The organism is Desulfogranum marinum, assembly GCF_016918565.1.
GTDB classification, from domain to species: Bacteria; Desulfobacterota; Desulfobulbia; order Desulfobulbales; family Desulfobulbaceae; genus Desulfogranum; species Desulfogranum marinum.
In genome coordinates this window covers 23,421-46,866 of record NZ_JAFFQD010000028.1, presented here as the reverse complement: position 1 = coordinate 46,866, position 23,446 = coordinate 23,421, and the positions used below count along the sequence as shown (strand labels likewise).

The window sequence follows — 23,446 nt, the reverse complement described above, 5'->3', positions numbered from 1 at the left end:
GGCTTCCGTTTTAGATAGGTTTCTTTTTAGAAATATTTTTTAAGATGACAATGTTGCCCTTGGAGGAGGGAAGTGCCAGTTTTTGGCCGATTTTAATGATTGAATGACGGTTGAGGTTATTAAGTGTTTTTAGCTTGTGGGTCGTTGTTCTATATCTCTTGGCTATGGTGCTTAATGTATCACCTTTTTGCACCGTGTAAAGCGTATCCGGAAGTTGTCTCGCGGCGTACATTGATTTTTTCCATTGGCTGAGCCTTAGTCGAACCTGTTTGGTAGCGGGCAAACGAAGCAGGTATCCTTCTGGGATGAGTTTGGTGCCGTCGAGCAGAGGTTTTTTGAGTGCAGGATTTAAGCGAGCAAAGTCCTGTTTAGAAACACGGAAGAAAGACTGTAAAATTTGACTGGAAGCATAGCCCTCTAAGCGCAACGTTTTGGTCGCTTCCGGTCTGTCAGGTAATAGTTTGCGATCACGGCCCAACTTTCGTGCGACCTTGGTTGCTGCCAGAAATTCAGAGTAAAAGTTTCTAGATGCAAATTTAAAATGCCCTTTTCGGTAGTTGGAGAAAATAGAAGGATAGTTTTTTTGCTCCTTAACTGCCCTGAGCATTCCGGAACGTCCATAATTATAGGCTGTTAGCGCGAGGGGCCATGTCTCCAGTCGGCTGTAGTTTTCTTTAAGGAGTTTTGCTGCTGCATGGGTTGCGAGGAAAGGGTCAAGCCGTTCATCGATCAGTTGATTAATACGCATGTAGTCTTTTCCAGTTGCACGTGTAAACTGCCAGAGTCCGGCTGCTCCTGCTTTGCTTTTTGCATGCGGATTAAAAGAAGATTCAACATGGGGCAAATACGCTAACTCGGCGGGTAAGCCGTAATGGCGAAAAATTGTCTTTATTTGGCTAATGTATTTTCCGGAACGAATAACACCCTGTTTAAATCTATCTTTTTGACCAATTTGGAGCCGTATATTTTCCCGCGCTTTCAAATAGCGAGTGTGCCGTTGTTTCGGAAATAGGGCCGCTATACGCTTTTCTTCTGTCGTGGCTGGTTTTTTGCCGTGGCCAAGTTCTGAAAGGATATTTTTGACACGCTGCCTGGCAAGTTTTATCAATTTTTGGTTGATTTGCCTTGATTCAGGCGCATCCCAGTTCACAAGATCAATAACCGTATAAACGATGTTAAGGTCGTTGCGGTCATGCAATATACCTTTTCGCGAACTATACGTGCCGTAGATGTCTTCCCAGAAAGCAACATTAGGTTGTATTACTTTGTAAACAGGAAAGTTGTTTTGCGCTCCAGCAGGGGCGATAGGTATAATCAGTGACACCATGCATATGACGAGAAAGAATATGCTGGATTTTATAAACGTAACCCGAATGTGAAAAGGAAGAGCATTGCGCATAGAGGTTAAGGCTACCTTGTAGTATACTGTGATTTTTACTCGTACGGCTCCTGAGCCATACCGTTTTGAGACTGCTGCAAAATATCTTTTGCATTTCATTATACAGTGAAACACCCATCTTCAAAATTAATAACTATAAAAAATGAAGAGTGCCCGCATTATGTACAAACCGATTATTGGAACTTTAGGATATATTCTTTCTCCTGACAAAAAAGAAACGTTGCTGGTTCATCGAAATGCCCGTGAAGATGATCAACATCTGGGAAAATATAATGGTCTGGGTGGAAAAATGGAGGCTGGAGAGGATGTTGTAAGCTGCATGCAGCGAGAAATCTTAGAGGAGTCAGGTTTGCAGTGCAAAACGATGACTCTTCGGGGGACTGTGAATTGGACAGGATTTGGTCCATATGGTGAAGATTGGTTAGGGTTTATTTTTTTAATAACCAGCTTTACAGGTGACCTAAAGAAAAAGAATAATGAAGGTGAACTGGCTTGGCATTTGATTGATAAAATACAAGAATTGCCAATGTGGGAAGGGGATCGTTTCTTTCTCCCTTTGGTTTTTGATGATGATCCTCGTGCTTTTCACGGTTATATGCCCTATGATAACGGGCGTCCAATTTCGTGGCACTTTAGTCGTTGCTGACCCTCAGCTTAAGGATTACCATATACACGTAGAAAGAAATCAGACTTACCCGAATTTCCCTTGCACATCGTGTCAATTTATTAAATGACACTCAATTTGTGTATGATTTGCAAACTCACACAGAGTTGAAAAATCTGCACAGTGTTCACCAAAATCAGGTCGGCCAGGATCATTTTCTTCAGTATTTTGGTAATGAATAGAGGCTCCTGTAAATCATAGTTAAAAACTTTGAGCCTATCGCCGTCTGAACAGATGAGAAATCCGGGCTAAAAAACTTGCGCTTGGAGTTTGTCGTCTGTATAGTTGGTCACTGTTAAACTACAGCTTACTTGTAAAAGGTTTTTTTTATAGTTTTTTCGAAAAGTTAAATCGAGGAATGGATATGGAGCAAAATGCGGAATTATTGCGCTTGGAAGAACTTGTTGATCAAGTATTAAATAAATATAATCAGCTGAAATCCGATTATCAAGCTCTGGAAGAAATGTTGCAGGAACGCGATATGGAATGTGCTGAGCTTAAAGGAACCATTGAAAACCTCAGCGACGAAAGGGCCGCAGTAAGTAGTCGGGTTTCCGGTTTACTGGACCGCATCACCCAGTGGGAAGATGAGCAGGGTAGCGATTCTGGAAAAAATAATGAAGATGATGATGGCCGGGTCGAAAACCAAGGCTCGTCGTTTAATAATGAACATGAAGAGTATCAGGGCTAAAATTACGGGATCGAATGAAAGATCGTCTCGTTCGTTTTAATCTGTTCGGTCAGGAGTTTGCCTTTTACAGCGATGCTCCGGACAATGAAGTGGAATTGGCTATACGCCTGCTTCGCCAAGAATTGGAAGAGGGGGAGAAGCTCAGCCGCAGTGCAATTCCTTCGAGTAAAATGCTCGTGCTGGGCTGTTTACGCCTGGCAGCAAAATATGTGCAGTTAGAACACGAGTTCCAGGATTTTAAAAAGCACCAGGATCAAGCCATAGACCAGCTCTCTGAAAAAATATCGGGGGCAATGGACTGATCCAAAGAGATTGTTATTTAGTTTAATGTAGCGTTCTGCTATACTACATGTAAACAAGTGATGATACCCCTGCTCTGTTTGTGATCAACGGAGTATTGAGCCAACTCTCATGATTAGGGTAGCTGTTTTGTCGTACGATGGGAAACTTTACTGATTCCCTGAGGCGGCAATTAGCATTGCCCACCTATTTGTTTAGGTTTAATCATTGCGTTGAAACGGCAGAGCGGGGGTTTTTATATAATCGCAGTGGACAGAATCCGCTGCGACGCATTAGCCATCTAACGTATTGAAACGGGATGGAAGTAAGTGCAGAAGCGGACGCCAACTGGTTTAGTGAAATAAGACAACTCTGATGAGATCAGGTTTATTATAGATGTGAAACTCTCCGCCGGGCTGATTTTACGAGAAAATTGATCGCACACCATTATTGTTTTCTCTCTGTTTGAACTGAAGAGAACCAGGTAACTGCTATGGTTTGGGCAGTTTTGTCAACATTCCTGTTACTGTTTAGTCTGACTGTGCCCTCTAAGCGGTAATTACCATCGAATTCCGCTCTACCTCCCCTCCCTTTATATTTTTTACTGCAGTTGTTTGTTATTCATTATTGTTGGTAACAAATTGCGCAACATACAGGTAATTTCATGGAACTCAATATGATGACCATGTTTCTGGCGGTGATAAATTTTTTTGCCGGTCTTGGGATTGGAATATATCTACGGAAACGACTTGTCGAGGGGAATCAGCGGAATCTTGAGGCCCAAGGACGACAGATAATTGAAAACGCGATAAGTGAAGCTGAACAAATAAAAAAAGAAGCACTTCTTTTGGCCAAAGAAGAGGCGTACAAGGCGAAACAAGAAGCGGAACGGGAAATTAAGATTAGTCGCCAGGAACTAAAGGATGACCAGCGTCGGCTTAGTCGAAAGTTTGATGAGGTTCAAAAGGATTTTCAGTTATTGGAAGATCGGCAGACTAAGCTTCGTGAAAGAGAAGGAAATGTCGGCTCGGCCGAAAAGTATGTTGCTGAGCAGAAATTGAAGTTTGAATCCCTTGTCGATGAGCAACGGTACAAGCTTGAACAAATAGCAGGTATAAATCGGGAAGAAGCCAAAGAGGAGTTGATGCAATCCATCGAAAGTGAAGCACGCATGGATTGTGCAAAACGGTTGTCCCGTATTGAGAATGAAATGAAAATGGAGGCAGATAGGAAGGGGAAAAATATCCTTGCGCTTGCCATTGCCAGATATGCCGGTGATTATGTGGCTGATAAGACAGTGTCCATGGTGCCGCTGCCCAACGATGATATGAAAGGGCGGATTATCGGCAGGGAAGGGAGGAATATTAGGGCCATTGAGGCCGCAACCGGAATCGATATTATTATTGATGATACCCCTGAAGCGGTAATCTTGTCAGGATTTAATCCTATCCGGCGAGAAGTAGCCAGACTTGCGCTGGAACAGTTGATTTCCGATGGTCGCATTCATCCTGCGCGTATAGAAGAGGTCGTACAGAAGGTAACAGAGGAACTTGAAGTCGAAATTCGTGAAGCTGGGGAGCAGGCTACCTTTGATGTTGGCGCCCATGGGATGCATGTTGATCTCATTAACCTGATCGGCAGGCTGAAGTTTCGGACAAGCTACGGGCAAAATATTTTACAACACTCACTTGAAGTGGCTTTTCTCTGCGGGGTAATGGCGGCTGAGCTCGGACTGGATGTCAAAAAAGCTAAACGCGCCGGCTTGCTGCATGATATCGGTAAGGCTGTTGACCATGAAGTGGAAGGGTCGCATGCGATTATCGGTCGCGATCTCGCCAAAAAATATGGTGAGCCTGAGGATATTGTCTATGCTATCGGCGCCCATCATGAGGATCAACCTCCTAAAAGCGTTCTTGACGTGCTGGTGCAGTCTGCTGATGCATTGTCCGGTGCCCGCCCGGGGGCCCGTAAGGAAATGCTGCAAAGTTATGTGAAGCGCCTTGAAGATCTAGAGAATATAGCTAACAATTTCAGTGGAGTAGAGAAGTCTTACGCTATTCAGGCTGGACGGGAGCTGCGCATTATCGTGAATAGTCAAAAGATTAAAGATAATGAAGCAACAATCATGAGTCGTGATATAGCCAAAGCAATTGAAGAGCAGTTGACATATCCAGGCCAGATACGGGTAACAGTGATCCGTGAGACCAGGGCTATTGAGTTTGCCAAGTAGTTAAAACAGCATAACCTTGGGAAATTGGTCAGTGCTGCTTGCTACTGAAGGTAGGGGGGGGCAGGCTTTACAACACGCAGCACACCAGGGATTAAAGGGACTACGCAAATGCATGAAAAAAGCGGCAATCTTTAAAAGGATTGCCGCTTTTTATTTCGGGCCGTTTCGAAAATAGACTGCGCCGTTCTTTAGTGCTGCCTTTCATCCTCGGCATGCAGTTTCTGACATTCACTGCAAATACCTGTGAATTCAATGTGGTGACCAATAATCTGGTAAGAGCTTGTTGAGGATGCTTCTTTGACAAGGTCAGTTATAACCGGCATGTCAATGTCATCAACTCTTCCACATTGTGAACAGCGGATATGATAATGGGTATCGGTGGTCGCATCAAAGCGTTTTTGGGAACCTCCGACTTCTATTTTAAGAATCATCCCGTTTTCGGCCATTAATTCCAGATTCCTGTAAACCGTGCCTAAGCCGATCCGCGGTAGCCGTTTGCGAACCATATCGTACAGTTCATTGGCAGTTGGATGGGTTTTTACTTTGGTCAGTTCTTCGAGGATAACCTGGCGCTGTGTTGTCAGGCGGAGCATTGGTGATGGCGCATTCATTATAGTTTACTTGTATTAGTTATTAAATAAGATAATTATTCTCACAATATTAATCCGACCACCTTTTTTTTTCAAGGTACAAATGAAGGACAAGCAAACACCATCTCCCGGCAGTGGCCGGCAGTTGACCATTGGCGCGCTCAATATTTGGCCACCTCTTTTTTTGGCGCCAATGGCAGGGTTGACTCACTCGGCGCTACGAACGACCATCCTTTCTTTTGGCGGTGTAGGGCTGCTCAGCACCGAAATGCTGGCAGCACAGTGCCTGCCTAAAGAAAATGCTACTATTTCTCCATACCTTATACGCACTGAACAGGAACACCCACTTTCTTACCAGTTGTTATTGAGTCAACCTGGTGTGCTTAAGCCTGCAATTGCAGCTCTTGAAAAGCTTTCTGCTAATGCTGTCGATATTAACTTGGGTTGTCCTGCACCAAGGGTGAGAAAGGCGGGTGGCGGTTCACAGCTAGCTGCCAACCAGCAATTGGTTAAAGCTATCATCAAAGAGGCGAGAAAAGAGACGACCTTGCCATTAACAGCGAAAATCAGGTTGGGGAAGCAGCTCAATGCTGATGCTCTTCGTGAATTTTGTCTGATGCTTGAAGGTGAAGGGGTGGACTTGCTGACCGTACACGCACGCCTCGACAGTGAATCATTTTGCCGCAAACCTCGTTGGGGAGCAATCGCGGATATAAAAAAGAGGCTTGCCATTCCGGTTGTTGCCAATGGAGGCATCGATTGTGTCGAGGCAGCTAAGAGGTGCTTGGAAGAGAGTGGTGCCGATGGCCTTATGATTGGTCGTGCTGCCGCGGCAAAACCCTGGATATTTTCAGAGGTTGCAAAAGAAGTGTATGGTTATGAGTTCCAATTGACGCAGATGACCTCTCTGCCAAGGGTGTATCACGATTTTTGTCAGGCTTTGCAGGAACGGTTCAGGGTGGAAAGGCGTCTCGGCCGATTAAAGGAATTCACCCATTATTTTGCCACAAACTACGCTTTTGGTCATCATTTGGCCAGCAGAGTGCAATCAAGTGCGTCAATGGGAGAGGCACTGGGAAGAGCGGCTGATTTTTTTAGTCGCAGCGATGCAGAGGCATTTACCGTTCTCCAAAAAGAATGTGGGGATACATTTATTTTTTCACCTGCGGATTAAAATAGCCAAATTGCAGGTCTGGATGAGCGGTCTGTAATTGCCCCAGCCAGTTTCGGATGCCCAGTGGTGCTTGTGTCGGTTGATGCTGGATTGCCCTGAGGTATACTTCCGGATCTATGTTGAGGTTACGGAGTTGAATAAAATCAGGGTGGCATTTGTCAATAAGTGCTGAGAGTGCTGCCAATTCATCCGGGTCGTCAGTAAAGCCTGGAAAAATGAAATAGTTCAAGGAAACATGACGCTGATAGCGTTTCATGATTTGTATTGAATGTTCAACATCTTTGAGAGTGAATCCCTTGGGCCTGTAATAAAGGGTATGCTTTTCAAGTTGTGCGCTGTTCATGGATATGCGAATGGAGTCTAGTCCAGCCTTGGCCAGTCGCTCAACAGCATGAGGTAAACTACCGTTGGTATTCAGGTTAATGGTCCCTTTGGAGGTTGCCTTTCTTATGGCTTTAATACTTCGCTCCATGAGATCAGCCTGCAGTAAAGGTTCTCCTTCGCAGCCTTGGCCGAAACTGACGATTGGAAGGGGAGCCGTAGTGAGGTGTTCAATGGCTATTTCCGAGACTTCTTTGACTGTAGGAACAAAGGTAATCCGGTCTTGGGTTGAAGCACAGCAGCCTGAAGGTTGAAGAGAGATGCAGCCGACACATGTTGCATTGCAGACCGGTGAGCATGGCAGAGGTGCTTCCCAGCGGTTAAGGAAAAAGTTTCTCGCTGCTGGGCAGCAATAGGTCAGGCAACATTTCCCAAGATGCTGGATAAGCCTGTTATGGGGATGTTGTTGCAGCTTTTTTCGGGTTCGAAGGGTAATAAGGTCTTGGTCGAAATTGGCAGTGTCTTGGCGCTTATCACGGTCACTTCGAAAGCCTGTGACCCAGAATTTACCATCATACCAGCCGACAGCGGTGTAGGCAAAAAGTGGAAGCTGGGGGCTGTGTTGATCCTGAGTCTGGTACGCTGTCGTGTAGAGGGATGTATAGGCCGGCGCCATGAAGGCTGCAACTGCCTGAACCGTACCTGTACCATCATATGGATCAGTGTCCAGCAGAGCCGGCTCACCGCTCTCTTTCTCTATGCCGACAGGTAACCTCCCTGGCAGCGTAAAAAGTTCGCTGCCTTCGGGAAGTTCGATCAGGTCTTCTAGATTGGGTTTGCAGTAGTTTGCTGCAGATTGAGCAGCCATCTGCAGCCCTTCGTACTCCTCTATTTCTCCCTTACTGTTTGCAAAAACAAGAAAGGGTAATTCTTTTGGATGTTGAGACCTCATGCCTTGTAAAGTTACCGCGGACGGATCGCTGAGAGAATGGAGTCTACGGTACGGTATACTTCCAGGTCATCACCAAATATATCCTGAATATTAGGATGATCTATCAGGTTTTCAATAATGAATTGGGTGATGAACAGGCTGGCAATGTTGGGATCTTGGGTAAGGTTGCGAATAGGAGCAATCTTATAGCGCATTTCAAATTCTTCCAGGTCACCCATGGCTCGGAGTTGTTTTTCAAGCGATTCCTGGATAGCGCTTACATCGTTGGTCTCAATGATATGCTGATCAAGCAGTCTTTGTACCAGCGCCACCGAAAGCTCGCTGCTGTTTTCTCTGGCTTTTTTCAGTAAAAAGAGACGTTCCCTGTCTCTTTTGCGGTCAATAGCGTCAATGGTCTTGTTGGTTGAATTACTAGGATTTATGTGACGGGCCATGGTTATGTACTCCTGTACAATCGACTGAGTTATTACAGCCGGTAAACTGATAAAAAAATATGACTTCTTTACAAGGTACTTAAATAGTCTCTTTGTCTGCGTAGTTTCGGTTATTTAAGCACTGCTCATTGCAGGTTTGTTGTTTCTCCAATTCCTATTCTTCAGCTGACTCACTTTGATACAAGCTGCGAAAGATGTCAATCTTTGTTGCTTCCTGTTTGGTGAGTTTGAGATCATATGTGTGAATGTACTCAGCTGTCATCCGGTGTGTATTGAAAATGGGAACATTAAGTTTAAGATTGTTTATCGCTTTGGTGAGGAAGACCTCTGGCTGCGAGTAAAAAATTTCAAGAATGTTTGGGAGCAGTTGGTAAAAGGAACTTGAGTCTTCGGCATAGAGCAGTGTGCTGGGGTCTTCACTTAAATCCGCATCATCTACGGGGCCATCATAACCGAATTTCCATCCGGTTTTTCCTTCATGGTAGCCTTCAGCCCACCAGCCATCGAGTACGCTGATGTTGGGGACCCCATTCATGGCTGCCTTCATACCACTTGTACCGCTTGCTTCAAGGGGTCGTTTGGGGCTGTTGAGCCACGCGTGCACCCCGGAAACCATGCGCTTGGCAATGAGCATGTCGTATCCAGGAATGAAAACGAGTTTCCCTAACCCATTACTTAAGGTGTACAATTCTTCTTGGCAGTCGAGGATCAGTTTTAACACTGATTTACCAGGTTCATCTTCGGGGTGTGCCTTTCCTGCAAAAAGAAAGTTAACAGGCCAGTCATTGTCGACAAGTATTTTGGCTAAGGCGGGAATGTCGTCAAAAATCAGGTCTGCACGTTTATAGGTTGAGAAACGCCTGGCAAAGCCGATAGTAAAGACATTCGGTTCCAGCCAGTCCGGCTTGTTGAGTCGGGAAAGGTAGTTGGGCGGATCAATCCAGGTTTCGGTCATCTGCGTACGATGATGTTCCAGCATTTCATTGATGTAGGCTATGAGATGATGGTTATCTTCTTTCCATGCCTTCTGTAGTCCGGTGGTTAATTCGGGGTAGTCTTCAATGGCCAGAGAGGCGAAGCAACCGGGAACATCGCGCCAGTTACGAATAGAAGGCACCGAGTCAAACAGGGCGGCCCGTGCATCGCTGATCCACGTGAGATGATGGACACCGTTGGTTATCGCTTTAATTTTTTTGGCAAAAGCAGGGAACTGTTGCCTGGTGACATCTCTGTGTAATCTGCTGACGCTATTTATACTGCGATTGATGCGCATTGCCATGGCGGTAAAGTTGTACTCATGGGCATTGTCATCATCAAGAGCTACGAGATTAAGTATGCGCTGAAAAGCAGCATGACTAATGGATGAGTACATTTGTCTCGAAAAACGGTCATGCCCGGCTTTTACAGGGGTATGAATAGTGTACACTATTTTTTGAGATACGCGTTCTGCTGCAGATAAGATATCGTCATCGGTGACGATTGAAGCGAAGTTATTGCCGAAAATGCTTTCCAGTTCCTGCAAAATAAGGTGCAGCGTAACTGTTACGCCGTGTTGCTCATTGAGATGAATGGTCTGTGAGGTAAATCCGAGAGCAGAGAGCAATGGCAACACCGCACTGCCAAGCATTCTACGCTGATTCGCTTTGACAACATCGGAAGTGGCATTATACAGTTGACCGGCTGCTTCGGTGATCCAATCCGGTGCACCCGGCAGGCTATAATCAAAGAGAAATTCCGGCGTGAAGTAGTCCAGTTGTTCGGAAATTTCCATTTTCATCCAGACTTGGGCCGTAACTCGAAGAGGTTCAGAGCGACCATTGAAAAAAGGCACCTCAATTTCCAGCGGCTGTTCGGGATGTTTTGGGTTGCAAAGAGGGAAAAGGGTCGGGGTGCTTTCAGGATTCCACTGCGTAGCATGATCTATCTGCCCGACTTTTGAATCTACAATTTGCGAAAAATAACCGCCGCGGTAGAGCAGACTGATCCCAAACACCGGCATATGTAGATCGGCAAAGCTTTTAAGCGTGTCGCCGGCAAGTACACCCAGTCCGCCACTGTAATTTGGGATTTTACGAGGGCCGTTGAGATATTTTTGCAGAATTGTATTGGCGAGGAGGTGTTTGCTCTGCTGTATGTCTTCTTTTAATAACAACTTTTTAAGTGGTTGAAAGACATCCGGGTCAGCACCTATTTCCATGGACACATATCCCACGGAATTACCTTCTGGTGCTGTTAACTTCTGCCACACAGTGTCAAATATTTCCTGGGATACGCCGAAAAAAGTGCCGAAATTACTGGAGCACAGTAGTTCTGCAGCTGGATCTGCTGGTGAAGCAACGTTGATATTGTGTTTAGCGTTCAATGTAATTTTCTCAAAAGGTGATAATGTTCTGATGTCAGCCGAGTGTAGAAAGGCTGGTTTGGTTTTGCAAGTGAATTCCTTTTCCTGGAAAAAAATGTTGTATTCCTTCACGGGTTGAGTAAAATCTACCGATTCCTATGTATATTGTAACCGGTTAATTTATAAAATTGTTCAAGGAGGGCGTAATGCGCATTGATAAAACCTTTTGTCTGCTCGCCGTGATGGTGCTTTTGACAGGGTTCGGTTTGAGCGGTTGTGGCAAAAAAGCTCCTGATGTTTCATCCGAAATGAAAAGCGAAGGACTGGGTCCTGAAGAGTCTTTGGAAAGCAAAGAAACAGAAATTATGGAAGGACGGACCTCCGGCCCGATGTTGCCGGTATATTTTGAGTTTGACAGGTCAGGTGTGGTCGGTGAGCAAGTGCAACGTATTGAGGGAAATGCTGATTTTCTCAAGTCTGCTCCTGATGTAAAAGTGCGCATTGAAGGTAACTGTGATCCACGGGGCACAAGAGAGTACAACCTGGCCCTCGGAGAACGAAGAGCGCAGAGTGCAAAAAAATATCTCATCAATCTGGGGATAGCTCCTGAGCGACTTTCTACCATTAGTTGGGGAGAAGAAAAACTACTTCTTTTCGGTCATGATGAAATATCATGGGCACAGAATAGACGTGATGATTTTGTCATTGTAAAGTAGTTCCATTTAATTTCTAACGCAAAACCGGACAGGTGATTAACCTGGGCCGGTTTTATTTTTTTGAACAGAAAATGTACGTTAAAAAGAGTCTGTGGACTGACTAGCATTTTCTTTCAATGTCGTAACATGCTGGAAAGATAACCAAAGGCATATTATTGATATCGGCATTTTCGCATTTTTGTTTACCTCAAAGGATTATTTTTTGCATAACCAAGAGGTTGGTCGAAAAGAGAGAAAAGCAACAGGCTAATTAAACACGAAAGGAGAGTAACGTGAGCAAACAAAGTAGAGCTTTAAGCGTGATATGGACAGTGCTTTTTATGGGATGCATGCTGGTTGGTGTCACTGGGGCAATGGCTGCTGATGTCAAAATCGGTGTTATCAACATGCAGAAAGTACTTGCTGGTTCCGACGCCGGAAAAGCTGCACAGTCAGTGGTTGCTAAAAAGATGGAGGCATTACAGGCTGATTTTCAAAAAGACGAAAAGGCGCTGATTGCCTTGCAACAGGAAATAGAGAAGAAAAGCTCTGCCTGGAGCGATGAAATGAAGCAGGAAAAGGGTATTGAATTTCAAAAGATGCGCCGCAACCTGGCTGTTAAGCAAGAAGATGCCAACCTGGAGTTGAAAAAGCTGCGCGAAGATAATGTCGGGCCTATTTTAAAGAAACTGCAGAGTGTTGTCAAAGAAGTTGCAAAGGAAAAAGGCTTTACACTGGTTTTGCCGCATAATGTCATCCTCTATGCTAGCGATAATGCTGATCTAACCGAAAGCGTCACCAGTGCCTTAAACAAGGCTATGAAGTAATCCATAGATACTGCTTAATCGTATATAAACATGTCAGTTCATTCTTTACGTAAGCTGGTCAGCAGATTTTCCTCGGCACGGGTTCTGGTCATCGGTGATATTATCGTTGATCATTTTGTGTGGGGAACGGTGACCAGGATATCGCCGGAAGCTCCGGTGCCGGTTGTCAATGTCGGGCGCGAGGAGCTTCTGCTCGGCGGTAGTTCAAATGTTCTTAGAAATATAATTTCACTTGGTGGCCGAGGAGCCATCTGTGGATTGATCGGTGCAGATGCAATGGGGCAGCAGATAAAGGACTTGGTACATGATCTTGGTGCCGACACCGATGGCATTGTCTGCGGGCAAAGGCCCACCACCGTAAAAACCAGGGTTGTTGCCCAGGGGCAACAGGTCGTTCGTTTTGACAGGGAACAGACCGGAGAACCCTCCAAGCCGACGTATAATCAACTCATTGAGTATCTTGAGCAAAATGTGGATACTTTTGATGCCATCATGGTTTCTGATTATGCAAAAGGGGTTGTGAACGAACAGATGATGATCAGGCTTCGGCAGATACTTGATGATGTCTATCGTCAGTCAGGAAAGAAGCTACCTTTGATAGTTGATCCCAAACCTGCCAACATGCACTGTTTTGTTGGGGCGACCGTGATTACCCCCAATCACCATGAGGCCGGGTTGATGAGTGGTATTGCCATTCATGATGAGCATACACTGCTCGCTGCGGCTCATCATATTATTGAAGATATTGGCTGTGAGGCTGTACTCATAACCCGTGGAGAGGCTGGTATGGCTTTATTTCAGCAGGGACAGCCAATGGTTACCATCCCTACCATGGCAAAGGAAGTGTATGATGTGACAGGGGCCGGGGATACGGTTGCGGCAACGCTTGCTCTGGGCCTTGCTTCTGGTTGTAGTATGGCAGATGCCGCAGCCCTTGCAAATTATGCGGCAGGTATAGTTGTCGGCAAAGTCGGTACTGCTTGTGTAAACAATACCGAGCTTGAAAAAGCTTTGCCTGGTACCACTTAATCGTATTTGAAGTAATTCAAGTAACAAGAAAAAAATAACGCCGGAGGCGATTGTGTAATGCGGCCAAAAAGCATGACCGGGTTTGGGCGAGGAGAAATCTCCGCCGACGGTAGAACATGGACAGCTGAAGTTCGGACCGTTAACCATAGATTTTTAGACCAGCGGGTTGTTATACCCCGTCTGTTTGCAGGGTTTGAAGACGCTGCAAAAAAGAGGATCGCCCAGGCAATAGATCGCGGCAGGGTGGATATTACGTTTACTGTCCAGGGAAAACTTGCCACCAATCCGAAGCTTGTCATTGATGATGCGGTTGCATCACAATATCATAGTTGCCTCCAACAGTTGATCGAGAGGTATCAACTTAGTGGTTCGGTTAGCCTGTCGGATATGTTGACCATGCGTGATGTAATCAGTCAGGAGGAACAGAGCCCGGATATGGACGCAGAGTGGGAGCTTGTTGCTTCAGCTCTTGATCAAGCCGTTGTTGAGTGTGACCGTATGCGCGAACAAGAGGGGGCAACGCTTAAGCTGGATCTGTTGCAGCGGCTGGGTTGTTTTGAGCAAATTGTGCAACGTATTGCAGCTGATGCGCCACAAATACTTGCTCAACGGCATGCGGATCTGAAGCTGAAACTTGAGAACCTGCTTGATGGCATCCAGATAGATGAGAACCGCTTAGCGCAAGAAGCAGCAGTGCTTGCTGATAAAAGCGATGTAACTGAAGAAATAGTCAGGCTTGAGAGCCATATTGACCAGTTTAGAGTTTTTTTGGAAGGTGACGAGCCGGTTGGTAGACGACTCGATTTCCTGCTTCAGGAATTTCTGCGTGAAGTGAATACGCTTGCTTCCAAAATTTCCAATGCATCCATCGCTCATCTCGGCGTGGAGATGAAAAATGAGATTGAAAAAATACGCGAACAGGTGCAGAACCTTGAATAGGTCACTCCTGCACCCAGGTTTTTCCCGTCATGACGTGAGATGAGCAGCGATGGATAGTTTCAGGCTTGTGAATATTGGTTTTGGTAATGCGCTGAAAGTCAGCCGGATTCTGGCAGTTGTCAATCCCGGCTCTTCGCCTATACGAAAATTAAAAGATGACGCCCGGGTTGAAAAGAAACTAATTGATGTGACGGAAGGACGACGTACACGGGCAATTATCATTCTTGACTCAGGGCACCTTGTCCTTTCCTCGGTTCAGCCGGATACCATTAATCAACGGCTGGCTGCATTAGATGCAGAGCAGCATAATCCAGCCGCCATCCTTGACAGACAACAGAACGGGGACACCGATGAGTAGTGGAACGTTATTTGTTTTATCGGCACCATCGGGTTGCGGAAAAACAACTATGGTCAGAGAGGTGATGCGTCAATTGCCAAACCTGGTCTTTTCCATATCGCATACCACTCGTCAGCCACGCAACAAAGAGCAGCACGGAGTGAATTACTACTTTGTTTCCCCTGATGCTTTTATCGAGCTGCGGGATCGGGAACCATCAGGCTTTTTAGAGTGGGCTGAAGTGCATGGTAACTTTTATGGTACGAGTAAACAAGAGGTTGAGCAACAGCAGGCGGCCGGGAAAGATGTTATCTTAGACATAGATGTCCAGGGAGCTGGACAGGTAATGAGCAAAGCCTCCCCGGTGACCATTTTTATTGCCCCTCCGTCCATGCAGGAGTTAGAAAGAAGGTTACGTGGAAGAGGGACGGAGGATGACGCCACTATTTCTTTGCGAATGCAGAACGCGAAAAAAGAAATGGAGGCTGCGGTCCTGTATGATTATCTGATTGTGAATGACGTGCTTGAAGAGGCTATCGATTGTTTAAAAAGTATTATTATTGCGGAGCGTTGCCGGTGTCGGAAAACTACATTGGTGCAGGGATTATAACTGAGCCTGTTGATTTACTAGTATTTTCGTTCAAGGTCGAGACATGCCGGCAAAAATAACCACAGGCATATCGTTAATATCGGAGTCTTCGCTTACCTCCAAGGATTATTTTTTCAGTATAACGAGGTAAGCGTTAGACTCCGAGAGATTGGGCGAAAAGACAGTAAAGGAACAGGCTTATAACTGTGGAAGTAGATGGCTAAAGAAAAAGTATCTCCCAAAGGCAGAGCAAATGCCGAACAGCAACACGAGAATGATTCCGATTTTATCTGGGGAATTAATTCGGTTTTTGAGGCGCTGGCGCAGCGGCCTGAGAGTGTATCTGAGCTTTCGGTGCAAAAAGGAAAGGCCGGTCCCCGTATTCAACAGCTTGTTGATCTTGCCCGGCAACATAGGATAAAGCTTCGATTTGTTGATCCCCAGCGTTTTGGGGTACCACGTAATTGTAACCATCAAGGTGTGGTTGCAAGGGTTGCTGCTGCACCCTTGTTTGCCTTTGAAGAGCTATTGGCGTTGTTCGGTCAAGCTCAGGGTGCAGAAGCGCCAAAGGTCCTTGTCCTGGATTCTATTCAGGATCCACACAATTTGGGATCCATACTTCGATCGGCATTGGCGGCAGGGTTTACTGATATTATTCTTACTCGGGAGAGGAGTGCGCCTCTTGGCGGGACAGTTGCCAAAATTTCCGCCGGGGCTGTTTCCCATCTGCGTATCTGCCAGGTTACCAATTTGTCCGATAGTCTGCAGAAAATGAAGGATGCAGGTTTCTGGGTATACGGGGCGGTGGTCGATGGAAATAATGTTGGTTCGATTTATGACATCGAGTTTTCCGGTGCCTTATGCCTGGTTATCGGCAGTGAAGGGAAGGGGATTCGTCCTTTGGTACAAAAACAATGTGATCAATTGGTCACCATTCCCATGGATAAAACATTCGATTCTCTCAATGCAGCAGTGGCGGCAGCTGTAATCATGTTTGAGATCAGACGGCAGGTATCAGCTCGAAATTCCTGACTGCCGGAGGCCGTTAAGCTTTTTTCAAGGTGTGTAGACACAAAAAGCCCTGAACTCGGATAGCCGAGTTCAGGGCTTTTTGTATTGTTCTGCTATCGTGCAGGGCTGTAGTGGCGTGAATAATCCTGCCGAGCCCGAAGGGTGAACTTTTTGATTGAAAACGAAAAACAGACTGTTAATTGAGTTTAAAATCAAAAAGTTCATGAGAAATTTGGGCTAGCTATTTTTTCTTTATCTGTGCTTTGAGGAGATCCCCTAGCGTGCCCATGGACTGAGGCTTAGTTTCCGATGGCTTGGGGATAAATTTTTCGTCACTTTGTTCTTCTTTAGTGTAATCATCGGGAACCAGTGAAATGCGCTTTTTTTCCGGGTCAACAGCGTCAATTTTAATGGTGAACTCCTGCCCAGGCTCCATAATTTCGCGAGGGTGGTTGATTCTTCGTCCTCCTCCCATCTTGGAGATATGCAGCAAGCCGTCAATGCCTGGTTCCAGGGTGATAAAGGCACCAAAGGCTGCCAGCCTGGACACTACTCCCATGTGGGTACTGCCGAGGGCATATTTTTCAGTGACCTCGTCCCATGGGTCGGGGGTGGTTTCGCGCAGGCTCAGGGAGATCTTATCATTTTCCCAGTCTAGCCGCTTTATCAGAACTTCGACTTGCTGGCCGATATGGACAACATCTTCCACTCTTTCGGTCTGCCCCCAGGCAAGTTCCGAAACAGGAATAAGTCCGTCAACACCGCCGATGTCAACAAACGCACCAAAATCTCGAATAGACATTACCGTGCCTGGCACCTGCATCCCTTCCTCAAGGGTTTCCTGTAACTTTTCTCGTGCTTCAAGGCGCTGTTCTTCCAGCAGCGCCCTGGCAGACAGGATAATATTGCGGCCCCGGTTGCCAAACTCGATAATTTTAAAGGACAAGGTCTGCTCAAGATAATCTTCAGGGTTTTCGATCCGGCGAATATCCATTTGTGAATACGGACAAAAACCTCGCTGTCCTGCAACGGTTACCGCAAAACCACCTTTGATCTCCTCCAGGACTTTACCTTGAACGGGAATTCCTGAATGAAAGGCATCCTCCAATTCTTGTGAAGAAACCTGGCCTGAGCCGATTCTGGTGGTGAATGTCATCTCGCCGCCTCTGGCGGAGAGAAGAAAAACGTCAATTGTGTCGCCCACTTTCACAGACAGCTCGCCATTTTCGTCACGAACCTCAGCAGCGTTTAACAAACCCTCACTTTTTACACCGACATCAAGGAAAATGTTTTCGCCATTGATGGCTGCGATAACCGCCTGGACGCGATCACCGGGCTTAAGGGCGGTGCGGGTAACTGTTTTTGCCTGAAAAAGATCTGTAAATTTTTCGTCACTCATTTTTTCATACTCGGTAAGGTGCCTTGATGGCTTTATTATCTAACGGATTGTGATATGGGGGTAAATTTTGTTTCAAAGTTCATGGCATCACCAACAATAATATGGCGTACTGCCATTGTACTGGTATCGACAAGTAAAAAACCTGGTGGATTGTCCTTGCCGAGCAAATCGCCGGGATTGAGCAGCAAGCAGCCGTTCAATTTTTGTACTGCACAAACATGGTTATGGCCACAACAGACAATATCATATTTGCCGGTTTCTGCGACGCCACAGGCAAGTTCCGGATAATGGTGAAATGCGATCTGTAGTCCGTTTACGGTAATGGCACCAAAAATACCATGATGTCGGATGTTGTCTATTTGCGTTTCACATCGTGAGGAAATGAGGTGCTGATCACCGACGTTATTGCCGTAGATAAGGTGTACCTGTCCATTGAACTCGGCAAGGTAGGGGAGCATAAACGGTGAAATGAGATCTCCACAGTGAATCAGTATGCCGGCTCCTTGCCGGTTAGCGTGCTGAACTGCACGCTGCAGGTGCAAAATCTGATCATGGCTGTCAGAAAGGATTGCAATAAGCATATTTGAAAAGGAAAATTAGGTATTGTGCCTGTGATTCAGAATAATATGAGAAAGAGTAAGAAGCATAGGCGTATCCTTCTTTACCCCGCTTATGGCAGTTCTTCAACCCATTTCTTGTCAGTCAAAAGAGGAGCTTCTTCCATGGTCCTGTTTGCCATTGAAGACAAGCTTGGTAGAGACAGTGCTATTGATGTATCACTTCTGTGTCCTTGGGAAGATCCATATGCACAATTTGTTGGATCTGCACTGTGTCGTCCGGTTTGATCGTGTTGAGCCGGATGCTTGTAAAGAGGATGGTGGTTACAGAACCAAAATGGTCTTCCATGGCAAGCTTGTGGATGAGGTTGTCAGGGGCGTACCAGATTTGCAGTCGTTGCAGTTGCGAGTGGGGTTTTGTCGGTGTGAGCTGCAGTGTTTGCAGATTATTACCTGCAGATATCGAGTTTCCGCCGTTTTGTTGTGGTACCACCTGAAAGGTATCGAGAATGTCCGCCTTTCCTGAAAATAAAGTCAAGGTTATGTCTGCGTTAAGCTGATCCATCTTGGTGATAAGGAGCTGCTTATCATCCTTGGTGTAGATGGAAAGTTTATCGCCCGTGTTCAGTATTATCTGTTCTGTCGGAGCAACGTAATTCCAACGCATTATGGTGTCGGCACTGCTTGATGTTTTGACGAACACGGCATTGCCATTACCGGATCTCACTCTACCGCTGGTAGTGGTTTGTTGGTGGAAATCGAAGCAGATACTTGTGATGGAATTATACCGGGCCTGAATTTTTTTTACCTGTTCCTCACCTGTTGTTGCTTTGACCGGGAGCGATAGGAAAAAGGTTGTGCAGGTCAGCAGCAGGCACAATAGAAAAAATTTTGTAAGTGGGTATTGTTGGTTAAGCATGGACTTTCTCCAGATGAACAGGACGACCAAAGATAGATTCGGCAAGTGATTGGGTTGGAAGTGGTAGATCTGATACAAAAAAACGATTGTTTGCTTTCTGTGCAGCAAGTTCTTTTGCGATTCCTTTATTTTGAAGAAGAAAATTTTGAAGAAACAGCGCTGTTTCAATGGATGAGTCTACAATTTTTACTCGTTTACCAATGCGCGGTTGAATTATAGATTTAAGCATGGGATAGTGAGTACAGCCGAGAATAAGTGTGTCAACCTGTTTGCATCGAAGCGGTTGCAGGTATTTTTTGCTGATCATCTTGGTTTCTTTGCGATTGAGCCATCCTTCCTCAACAAGCGGCACAAGCAGCGGGCATGCCTGAGAGTACACCCTATAGTTGGGGCACCTGGCAAGAATGTTTTTCGCATAAACATTAGACTTTATCGTTGCCTGGGTGCCGATAACTCCAATGGTCCCGTTTTTGCTGGTGGAGATAGCTTGGTTTACTGCTGGTTCGATAACATCAATTATGGGGATGGAAAATTTATTGCGCAATGCGTTGCCGGCAATACTGGCTGCAGAATTACAGGCAATAACGATGAGGGCGGCTCCTTGGGCAATAAGAAATTCGGTATTACGAATGGCGTATTCGGTGAGGGCCTCGCAGCTTTTCGATCCGTAAGGAGTATGTATGAGGTCACCGAAGTAGAGTAAAGGATAACCTGGACAGAGTTGTTCGATGGCACGGGTTACCGTCATTCCGCCTAAGCCGGAATCAAAAATACCGATCATGATGTATTGTGTAAAAAAAATATGGAGTTTTGAGCGCTACAATCTCTCCTTCCTGAACAGAAGGAGAGACCGGGAGGGAGCTTATTTGCTTTTCTTTTTGGTGCGGGCTTCGATTGCTTTGCGCAGATTCGGGGGAAGACCGCGTTCTTTTCCTGATTGGGAACGTCTTTCGGAAAGAGATTTGGCACACAGTGGCTGCCGGGCTGAGAAGCCATATTTTTTTCTGTATTCTTTTGCGGTCAGTCCATGTGATTTAAGATGCTTGGGAGAGAGCATTTTAAATTCCTGACCACATTCAAGGCAAACAACTTTGTTTTTTTGGATAGATTTTTTGGGCTCCATTACCGGGCCGCTTTCCTCTGCCGGCATTTCAGCGCCGACGGCTTCAATGTCCTGAAGAGATTTTAAGGTCTGAAAGGTATCTTTTAACGCTTCCTTGACCTCATCTGTAGTCATCTCAGTGCTGCTGATTTGGGACTGAATGATTTCAGCAGTCATCTCGACCAGTGATTTAGTCATTATTTGCTCCTATGCATAAAAAGAAAATATTCTGATTCAATATGAAAATTACAATAGGGTCAACAATAGAACATGTATAATGACAAATCAATTTTTTTTAATCTATTTGTGGAAAAGCTGTAAACTGCTTTTCAGGGAGGCCTTTTTTATAAATGCAGTGTATGTGTTCTTTTTTAGTGTAACTGTTTGATTATACACATGTCACTATCTTGGTAGATTGCTGTGTTTTGCAGGATTCGTAAAAAAAATGCCTTTGCGTGAATCCTGGCGGTGAAGGTTGACACAGAACAGCGGAGACATTACTATTGGACCCGTTATCCCTATCCTTTTAACTTTAACCAGAAGTGAAAAATATTTTTTCCGAGGTAGTAAAATGCCAGTTTACGAGTATGAATGTCCTGCGTGCGAGAAAGTCTTTGAAATGCAACAGCGAATTGCCGATGCTCCTGTAGAAATATGCCCAGAATGTGGCGGTCCTGTGAAAAAACTTATCTCAATGAGTTCTTTCCAGTTAAAAGGTGGCGGCTGGTACGCTGACGGATACAGTCAAACTTCAGGAGGGGCTGGTAAGAATGCCTCATCCGGCACTGCCAAGACCCCCACCCCCACCCCAGCACCTTGCCAGACAGGCGAATCCTGTAAAAGCTGTCCTGCTGCTACTTCAAGTTCCTGAGCAATACGCCGCCGATTTACAATATAGCTATATGCCTGGGGCCAATAGGTCCCAGGCCTAGTTGATGGGAGATCAACAATGACTCGCTCTTTTATTCTTTCTTTATTCTTGTTGTCGTTGCTGGCATCCCTGTCCGGTTGTTCTTCCACCTATTATAATACATTGGAAAAGTTTGGTGTCCACAAGCGAGATGTCATGGTGGACCGGGTGGGTGAAGCTCGGGACGCGCAGGAAGAAGCCAAACAGCAGTTTCAGTCGGCTTTTGAACAGTTCTCCAGTGTAGTTGAAGTGAAAGGTGGCGATCTTGAGGAACAGTATACTGTCCTTAAGGCAGAATATGACAAGAGTGAGAAAAAGGCGGAAGCGGTCCATGATCGCATTGCCGGTGTAGAGTCTGTTGCAGATGCACTCTTTGATGAGTGGGAAAAAGAACTGGATCTTTACTCAAGTGCTGCCTTGCGAAGAGACAGTGAGCAAAAGCTTGAGCAAACCCAGGTGCAGTATAAGCGGTTGATAAGTGCAATGAAACGGGCGGAAGAAAAGATTCAGCCTGTGCTGATTGTGTTTCATGACCAGGTCCTGTACCTGAAACATAATCTCAACGCCCGTGCTATAGCTGCTCTCCAGGGAGAACTGGTTAGCCTGGAAAAAGATGTTGCCCGGCTTGTCCGTGAGATGGAAACATCTATCCGCGAAGCTGATCAGTTTATAACCAAGCTCCAAAACGGATAATCCAACGACAAAAAAACTAGTGTCACGACAACGATGAAATGTTGGAATATTGCGTTGTAATTTTTTACATCAGCCTTGCCGGGTTATGTGTCGCATAGTGTCTCTATGGGGCACATGGCCTGGCAAAGCTGATGCGGAAAAGGGCACGCAAGATACAACAGAGCAGCGTTGCCGGGACACTACTCTTTGGTTATAATAGCCATTGCATCGCCATAGGAGAAAAAACGATAACCTTGCTCTACCGCATGATTGTATGCGTGCAGCATCCGTTCCCTGCCTGCTAGTGCTGAAACCAAAAACAGGAGAGAGGATTGGGGGAGGTGGAAATTGGTGATCAGGTTGTCCACCGTGCGAAACCTGTATCCTGGATAGATAAAAAGATCGCACACACCATCAATGGGTTGTACCTCTCCTTGTTCATCGGTTGCATACTCCAGTGTGCGTACACTTGTTGTTCCTACTGCCCATATCCTCCCGCCATTTTTTTTTGTTCTGTTAACAGCTGCCGCTGTTGTTGGAGATATGGAAATATATTCTCTATGAATGATATGGTCGCGGATATCGTCGGTTCGTACCGGTGCAAAGGTGCCGTACCCAACATGCAGGGTTATATGTTCGACTACAACACCTTTTTGCTGAAGCAGGGTGAGTACTTCGGAGCTGAAGTGGAGTCCTGCGGTTGGAGCAGCAACCGAGCCCGTGTGCTTTGCATAGGTCGTTTGGTAGCGCTTGGAGTCTTCCCTTGTGCTACCCTGACTGCGACTGATGTAAGGCGGTAGCGGCACTTGGCCATGGGCTTCCAGGACCGATTCCAGGTCTGTGGTGGACGCGGTGAGGCGATAATGCAGCCGCACATTTGCTTTGCCGTCCTCCTGGTAACTTTCAACTGCTGCCGTGAGCGTTGGGCTGAAGTGGAGTGTAACGCCGGGTTTGGGGCGTTTGGAACTTTTAAGAAGGGCTATTGCCGTGGCCTCATGCCACCCTTCCCCCTCTGGACAAGGGGATAATTGGCGCGGAAACTCCAGGAGGAACAGCTCAACCCGTCCACCTGTGATTTTTTTGCCGAGTATACGTGCCGGAAAGACCTTGGTGTCGTTGACGACAATCAGGTCGCCGGGACGGAGGTAGTCTATGATGTCTGTGAACTTTCGGTGCTCCAGCATGTCGCCTGTTTTGTCGACCACAAGAAGGCGGCTATGGTCACGTTTGTGGGCAGGGTGCTGGGCAATGTTTTCCTGGGGCAGGTGATAATCATAATCACTTAACCTGTACGACTTGTCTGGCATGGAATAGATAAGGGTAAAGAGTAATGGGTAATGTTGTTGGAGTGTAACTACCACAGGGTCGCTAACTCTTTGATTTAT

The 23,446-nt window shown here is 45.9% G+C and carries 25 protein-coding genes and 1 other RNA gene; 15 read left to right on the top strand and 11 right to left on the bottom strand.

The window, feature by feature from the left end:
• Window positions 1-10: 10 nt before the first annotated feature.
• Window positions 11-1,498 (bottom strand): lytic transglycosylase domain-containing protein, encoded by a 1,488-nt coding sequence (locus JWH17_RS15260; protein WP_205223494.1) that lies wholly within the window; start codon window positions 1,496-1,498, stop codon window positions 11-13.
• A gap of 58 nt (window positions 1,499-1,556) precedes the next feature.
• Here JWH17_RS15260 and JWH17_RS15255 point away from each other — a divergent pair, with 58 nt between their 5' ends.
• From JWH17_RS15255 to rny, 5 genes are all read left to right on the top strand, one after another.
• Window positions 1,557-2,045, top strand: coding sequence for an NUDIX hydrolase (locus JWH17_RS15255; RefSeq protein WP_369125063.1), 489 nt, complete (start codon window positions 1,557-1,559; stop codon window positions 2,043-2,045).
• 382 nt (window positions 2,046-2,427) lie between these two features.
• Window positions 2,428-2,754, top strand: a complete 327-nt coding sequence (gene zapB, locus JWH17_RS15250; RefSeq protein ID WP_205223492.1) for a cell division protein ZapB — start codon at window positions 2,428-2,430, stop codon at window positions 2,752-2,754.
• 14 nt (window positions 2,755-2,768) lie between these two features.
• On the top strand, window positions 2,769-3,056 hold the full coding sequence (locus JWH17_RS15245; protein WP_205223491.1) for a cell division protein ZapA: 288 nt from the start codon (window positions 2,769-2,771) through the stop codon (window positions 3,054-3,056).
• Between the two features lie 63 nt (window positions 3,057-3,119).
• Window positions 3,120-3,290: non-coding RNA, 6S RNA (gene ssrS / locus JWH17_RS15240), on the top strand.
• 407 nt (window positions 3,291-3,697) lie between these two features.
• Complete coding sequence (gene rny, locus JWH17_RS15235) at window positions 3,698-5,263, top strand: ribonuclease Y (protein ID WP_205223490.1); 1,566 nt, start codon at window positions 3,698-3,700, stop codon at window positions 5,261-5,263.
• Between the two features lie 188 nt (window positions 5,264-5,451).
• Here the strand turns inward: rny and JWH17_RS15230 are convergent, their stop codons facing one another.
• Window positions 5,452-5,874, bottom strand: a complete 423-nt coding sequence (locus tag JWH17_RS15230) for a Fur family transcriptional regulator (RefSeq protein WP_205223489.1) — start codon at window positions 5,872-5,874, stop codon at window positions 5,452-5,454.
• Between the two features lie 82 nt (window positions 5,875-5,956).
• Here JWH17_RS15230 and JWH17_RS15225 point away from each other — a divergent pair, with 82 nt between their 5' ends.
• Window positions 5,957-7,027 carry a tRNA dihydrouridine synthase gene (locus tag JWH17_RS15225; protein ID WP_205223488.1) on the top strand — a complete coding sequence of 357 codons (1,071 nt, stop codon included), beginning with the start codon at window positions 5,957-5,959 and terminating at the stop codon, window positions 7,025-7,027.
• On the opposite strand, the gene JWH17_RS15220 is transcribed toward JWH17_RS15225, so the two are convergent.
• The 3 genes from JWH17_RS15220 to glgP all read right to left on the bottom strand — a co-directional run bounded on the left by JWH17_RS15220 (window position 7,005) and on the right by glgP (window position 11,096).
• Window positions 7,005-8,300 (bottom strand): radical SAM family protein, encoded by a 1,296-nt coding sequence (locus JWH17_RS15220; protein WP_205223487.1) that lies wholly within the window; start codon window positions 8,298-8,300, stop codon window positions 7,005-7,007. The genes JWH17_RS15225 and JWH17_RS15220 overlap by 23 nt on opposite strands.
• Window positions 8,301-8,311: 11 nt before the next feature.
• Complete coding sequence (locus JWH17_RS15215; protein ID WP_205223486.1) at window positions 8,312-8,734, bottom strand: hypothetical protein; 423 nt, start codon at window positions 8,732-8,734, stop codon at window positions 8,312-8,314.
• Between the two features lie 154 nt (window positions 8,735-8,888).
• Window positions 8,889-11,096 (bottom strand): alpha-glucan family phosphorylase, encoded by a 2,208-nt coding sequence (glgP, locus tag JWH17_RS15210; RefSeq protein ID WP_232371111.1) that lies wholly within the window; start codon window positions 11,094-11,096, stop codon window positions 8,889-8,891.
• Window positions 11,097-11,281: 185 nt separating this feature from the next.
• Between glgP and JWH17_RS15205 the strand changes: the two genes are divergently transcribed.
• The 7 genes from JWH17_RS15205 (at window position 11,282) to rlmB (ending at window position 16,523) form a co-directional block, all read left to right on the top strand.
• Window positions 11,282-11,791, top strand: a complete 510-nt coding sequence (locus JWH17_RS15205) for an OmpA family protein (protein ID WP_205223485.1) — start codon at window positions 11,282-11,284, stop codon at window positions 11,789-11,791.
• A 272-nt stretch (window positions 11,792-12,063) separates the two neighbouring features.
• Entirely contained in the window at window positions 12,064-12,597 is a 534-nt protein-coding gene (locus tag JWH17_RS15200) for an OmpH/Skp family outer membrane protein (protein ID WP_205223484.1), read from the top strand.
• 30 nt (window positions 12,598-12,627) lie between these two features.
• Window positions 12,628-13,626, top strand: a complete 999-nt coding sequence (rfaE1, locus tag JWH17_RS15195) for a D-glycero-beta-D-manno-heptose-7-phosphate kinase (RefSeq protein WP_205223483.1) — start codon at window positions 12,628-12,630, stop codon at window positions 13,624-13,626.
• Window positions 13,627-13,683: 57 nt separating this feature from the next.
• Window positions 13,684-14,565, top strand: coding sequence for a YicC/YloC family endoribonuclease (locus JWH17_RS15190; RefSeq protein WP_205223482.1), 882 nt, complete (start codon window positions 13,684-13,686; stop codon window positions 14,563-14,565).
• A 49-nt stretch (window positions 14,566-14,614) separates the two neighbouring features.
• The gene (locus tag JWH17_RS15185; RefSeq protein ID WP_205223481.1) at window positions 14,615-14,923 is read left to right on the top strand and encodes a DUF370 domain-containing protein; all 309 of its coding nucleotides are present in this window, start codon (window positions 14,615-14,617) and stop codon (window positions 14,921-14,923) included.
• Window positions 14,916-15,512 carry a guanylate kinase gene (gene gmk, locus JWH17_RS15180; protein ID WP_205223480.1) on the top strand — a complete coding sequence of 199 codons (597 nt, stop codon included), beginning with the start codon at window positions 14,916-14,918 and terminating at the stop codon, window positions 15,510-15,512. Before JWH17_RS15185 ends, gmk begins: the two co-directional genes overlap by 8 nt.
• 195 nt (window positions 15,513-15,707) lie before the next feature.
• Window positions 15,708-16,523 carry a 23S rRNA (guanosine(2251)-2'-O)-methyltransferase RlmB gene (rlmB, locus tag JWH17_RS15175; RefSeq protein ID WP_205223479.1) on the top strand — a complete coding sequence of 272 codons (816 nt, stop codon included), beginning with the start codon at window positions 15,708-15,710 and terminating at the stop codon, window positions 16,521-16,523.
• 220 nt (window positions 16,524-16,743) lie between these two features.
• Here the strand turns inward: rlmB and rpsA are convergent, their stop codons facing one another.
• The 5 genes from rpsA to JWH17_RS15150 all read right to left on the bottom strand — a co-directional run bounded on the left by rpsA (window position 16,744) and on the right by JWH17_RS15150 (window position 20,677).
• Window positions 16,744-17,901 carry a 30S ribosomal protein S1 gene (gene rpsA, locus JWH17_RS15170; protein ID WP_205223478.1) on the bottom strand — a complete coding sequence of 386 codons (1,158 nt, stop codon included), beginning with the start codon at window positions 17,899-17,901 and terminating at the stop codon, window positions 16,744-16,746.
• Window positions 17,902-17,936: 35 nt separating this feature from the next.
• Window positions 17,937-18,482, bottom strand: a complete 546-nt coding sequence (locus tag JWH17_RS15165) for a YfcE family phosphodiesterase (RefSeq protein WP_205223477.1) — start codon at window positions 18,480-18,482, stop codon at window positions 17,937-17,939.
• 184 nt (window positions 18,483-18,666) lie between these two features.
• Window positions 18,667-19,377 (bottom strand): LolA family protein, encoded by a 711-nt coding sequence (locus JWH17_RS15160; RefSeq protein WP_205223476.1) that lies wholly within the window; start codon window positions 19,375-19,377, stop codon window positions 18,667-18,669.
• A complete protein-coding gene (gene murI, locus JWH17_RS15155) occupies window positions 19,370-20,158 on the bottom strand; it encodes a glutamate racemase (protein WP_205223475.1) in 789 nt (262 codons plus the stop codon). The genes JWH17_RS15160 and murI overlap by 8 nt, the downstream gene beginning before the upstream one ends.
• A gap of 81 nt (window positions 20,159-20,239) precedes the next feature.
• Entirely contained in the window at window positions 20,240-20,677 is a 438-nt protein-coding gene (locus tag JWH17_RS15150; RefSeq protein WP_205223474.1) for a Ros/MucR family transcriptional regulator, read from the bottom strand.
• A gap of 373 nt (window positions 20,678-21,050) precedes the next feature.
• Between JWH17_RS15150 and JWH17_RS15145 the strand changes: the two genes are divergently transcribed.
• The gene (locus tag JWH17_RS15145) at window positions 21,051-21,350 is read left to right on the top strand and encodes an FmdB family zinc ribbon protein (protein ID WP_205223473.1); all 300 of its coding nucleotides are present in this window, start codon (window positions 21,051-21,053) and stop codon (window positions 21,348-21,350) included.
• A 78-nt stretch (window positions 21,351-21,428) separates the two neighbouring features.
• Entirely contained in the window at window positions 21,429-22,082 is a 654-nt protein-coding gene (locus JWH17_RS15140) for a DUF2959 domain-containing protein (RefSeq protein ID WP_205223472.1), read from the top strand.
• Between the two features lie 179 nt (window positions 22,083-22,261).
• Here JWH17_RS15140 and queA read toward each other — a convergent pair whose 3' ends face one another.
• Entirely contained in the window at window positions 22,262-23,422 is a 1,161-nt protein-coding gene (gene queA / locus JWH17_RS15135) for a tRNA preQ1(34) S-adenosylmethionine ribosyltransferase-isomerase QueA (RefSeq protein WP_332468420.1), read from the bottom strand.
• Between the last annotated feature and the right edge of the window lie 24 nt (window positions 23,423-23,446).

Coding starts and splice junctions, on each gene's coding strand:
- zapB (WP_205223492.1), top strand. CDS start 2,428: ATGGAGCAAAATGCGGAATTATTGCGCTTGGAAGAACTTGTTGATCAA.
- JWH17_RS15190 (WP_205223482.1), top strand. CDS start 13,684: ATGCGGCCAAAAAGCATGACCGGGTTTGGGCGAGGAGAAATCTCCGCC.
- gmk (WP_205223480.1), top strand. CDS start 14,916: ATGAGTAGTGGAACGTTATTTGTTTTATCGGCACCATCGGGTTGCGGA.
- JWH17_RS15140 (WP_205223472.1), top strand. CDS start 21,429: ATGACTCGCTCTTTTATTCTTTCTTTATTCTTGTTGTCGTTGCTGGCA.
- rlmB (WP_205223479.1), top strand. CDS start 15,708: ATGGCTAAAGAAAAAGTATCTCCCAAAGGCAGAGCAAATGCCGAACAG.
- JWH17_RS15260 (WP_205223494.1), bottom strand. CDS start 1,498: ATGAAATGCAAAAGATATTTTGCAGCAGTCTCAAAACGGTATGGCTCA.
- rny (WP_205223490.1), top strand. CDS start 3,698: ATGGAACTCAATATGATGACCATGTTTCTGGCGGTGATAAATTTTTTT.
- murI (WP_205223475.1), bottom strand. CDS start 20,158: ATGATCGGTATTTTTGATTCCGGCTTAGGCGGAATGACGGTAACCCGT.
- JWH17_RS15205 (WP_205223485.1), top strand. CDS start 11,282: ATGCGCATTGATAAAACCTTTTGTCTGCTCGCCGTGATGGTGCTTTTG.
- JWH17_RS15215 (WP_205223486.1), bottom strand. CDS start 8,734: ATGGCCCGTCACATAAATCCTAGTAATTCAACCAACAAGACCATTGAC.
- JWH17_RS15145 (WP_205223473.1), top strand. CDS start 21,051: ATGCCAGTTTACGAGTATGAATGTCCTGCGTGCGAGAAAGTCTTTGAA.
- JWH17_RS15150 (WP_205223474.1), bottom strand. CDS start 20,677: ATGACTAAATCACTGGTCGAGATGACTGCTGAAATCATTCAGTCCCAA.
- JWH17_RS15245 (WP_205223491.1), top strand. CDS start 2,769: ATGAAAGATCGTCTCGTTCGTTTTAATCTGTTCGGTCAGGAGTTTGCC.
- rpsA (WP_205223478.1), bottom strand. CDS start 17,901: ATGAGTGACGAAAAATTTACAGATCTTTTTCAGGCAAAAACAGTTACC.
- JWH17_RS15230 (WP_205223489.1), bottom strand. CDS start 5,874: ATGAATGCGCCATCACCAATGCTCCGCCTGACAACACAGCGCCAGGTT.
- JWH17_RS15220 (WP_205223487.1), bottom strand. CDS start 8,300: ATGAGGTCTCAACATCCAAAAGAATTACCCTTTCTTGTTTTTGCAAAC.
- JWH17_RS15185 (WP_205223481.1), top strand. CDS start 14,615: ATGGATAGTTTCAGGCTTGTGAATATTGGTTTTGGTAATGCGCTGAAA.
- JWH17_RS15165 (WP_205223477.1), bottom strand. CDS start 18,482: ATGCTTATTGCAATCCTTTCTGACAGCCATGATCAGATTTTGCACCTG.
- JWH17_RS15225 (WP_205223488.1), top strand. CDS start 5,957: ATGAAGGACAAGCAAACACCATCTCCCGGCAGTGGCCGGCAGTTGACC.
- JWH17_RS15160 (WP_205223476.1), bottom strand. CDS start 19,377: ATGCTTAACCAACAATACCCACTTACAAAATTTTTTCTATTGTGCCTG.
- rfaE1 (WP_205223483.1), top strand. CDS start 12,628: ATGTCAGTTCATTCTTTACGTAAGCTGGTCAGCAGATTTTCCTCGGCA.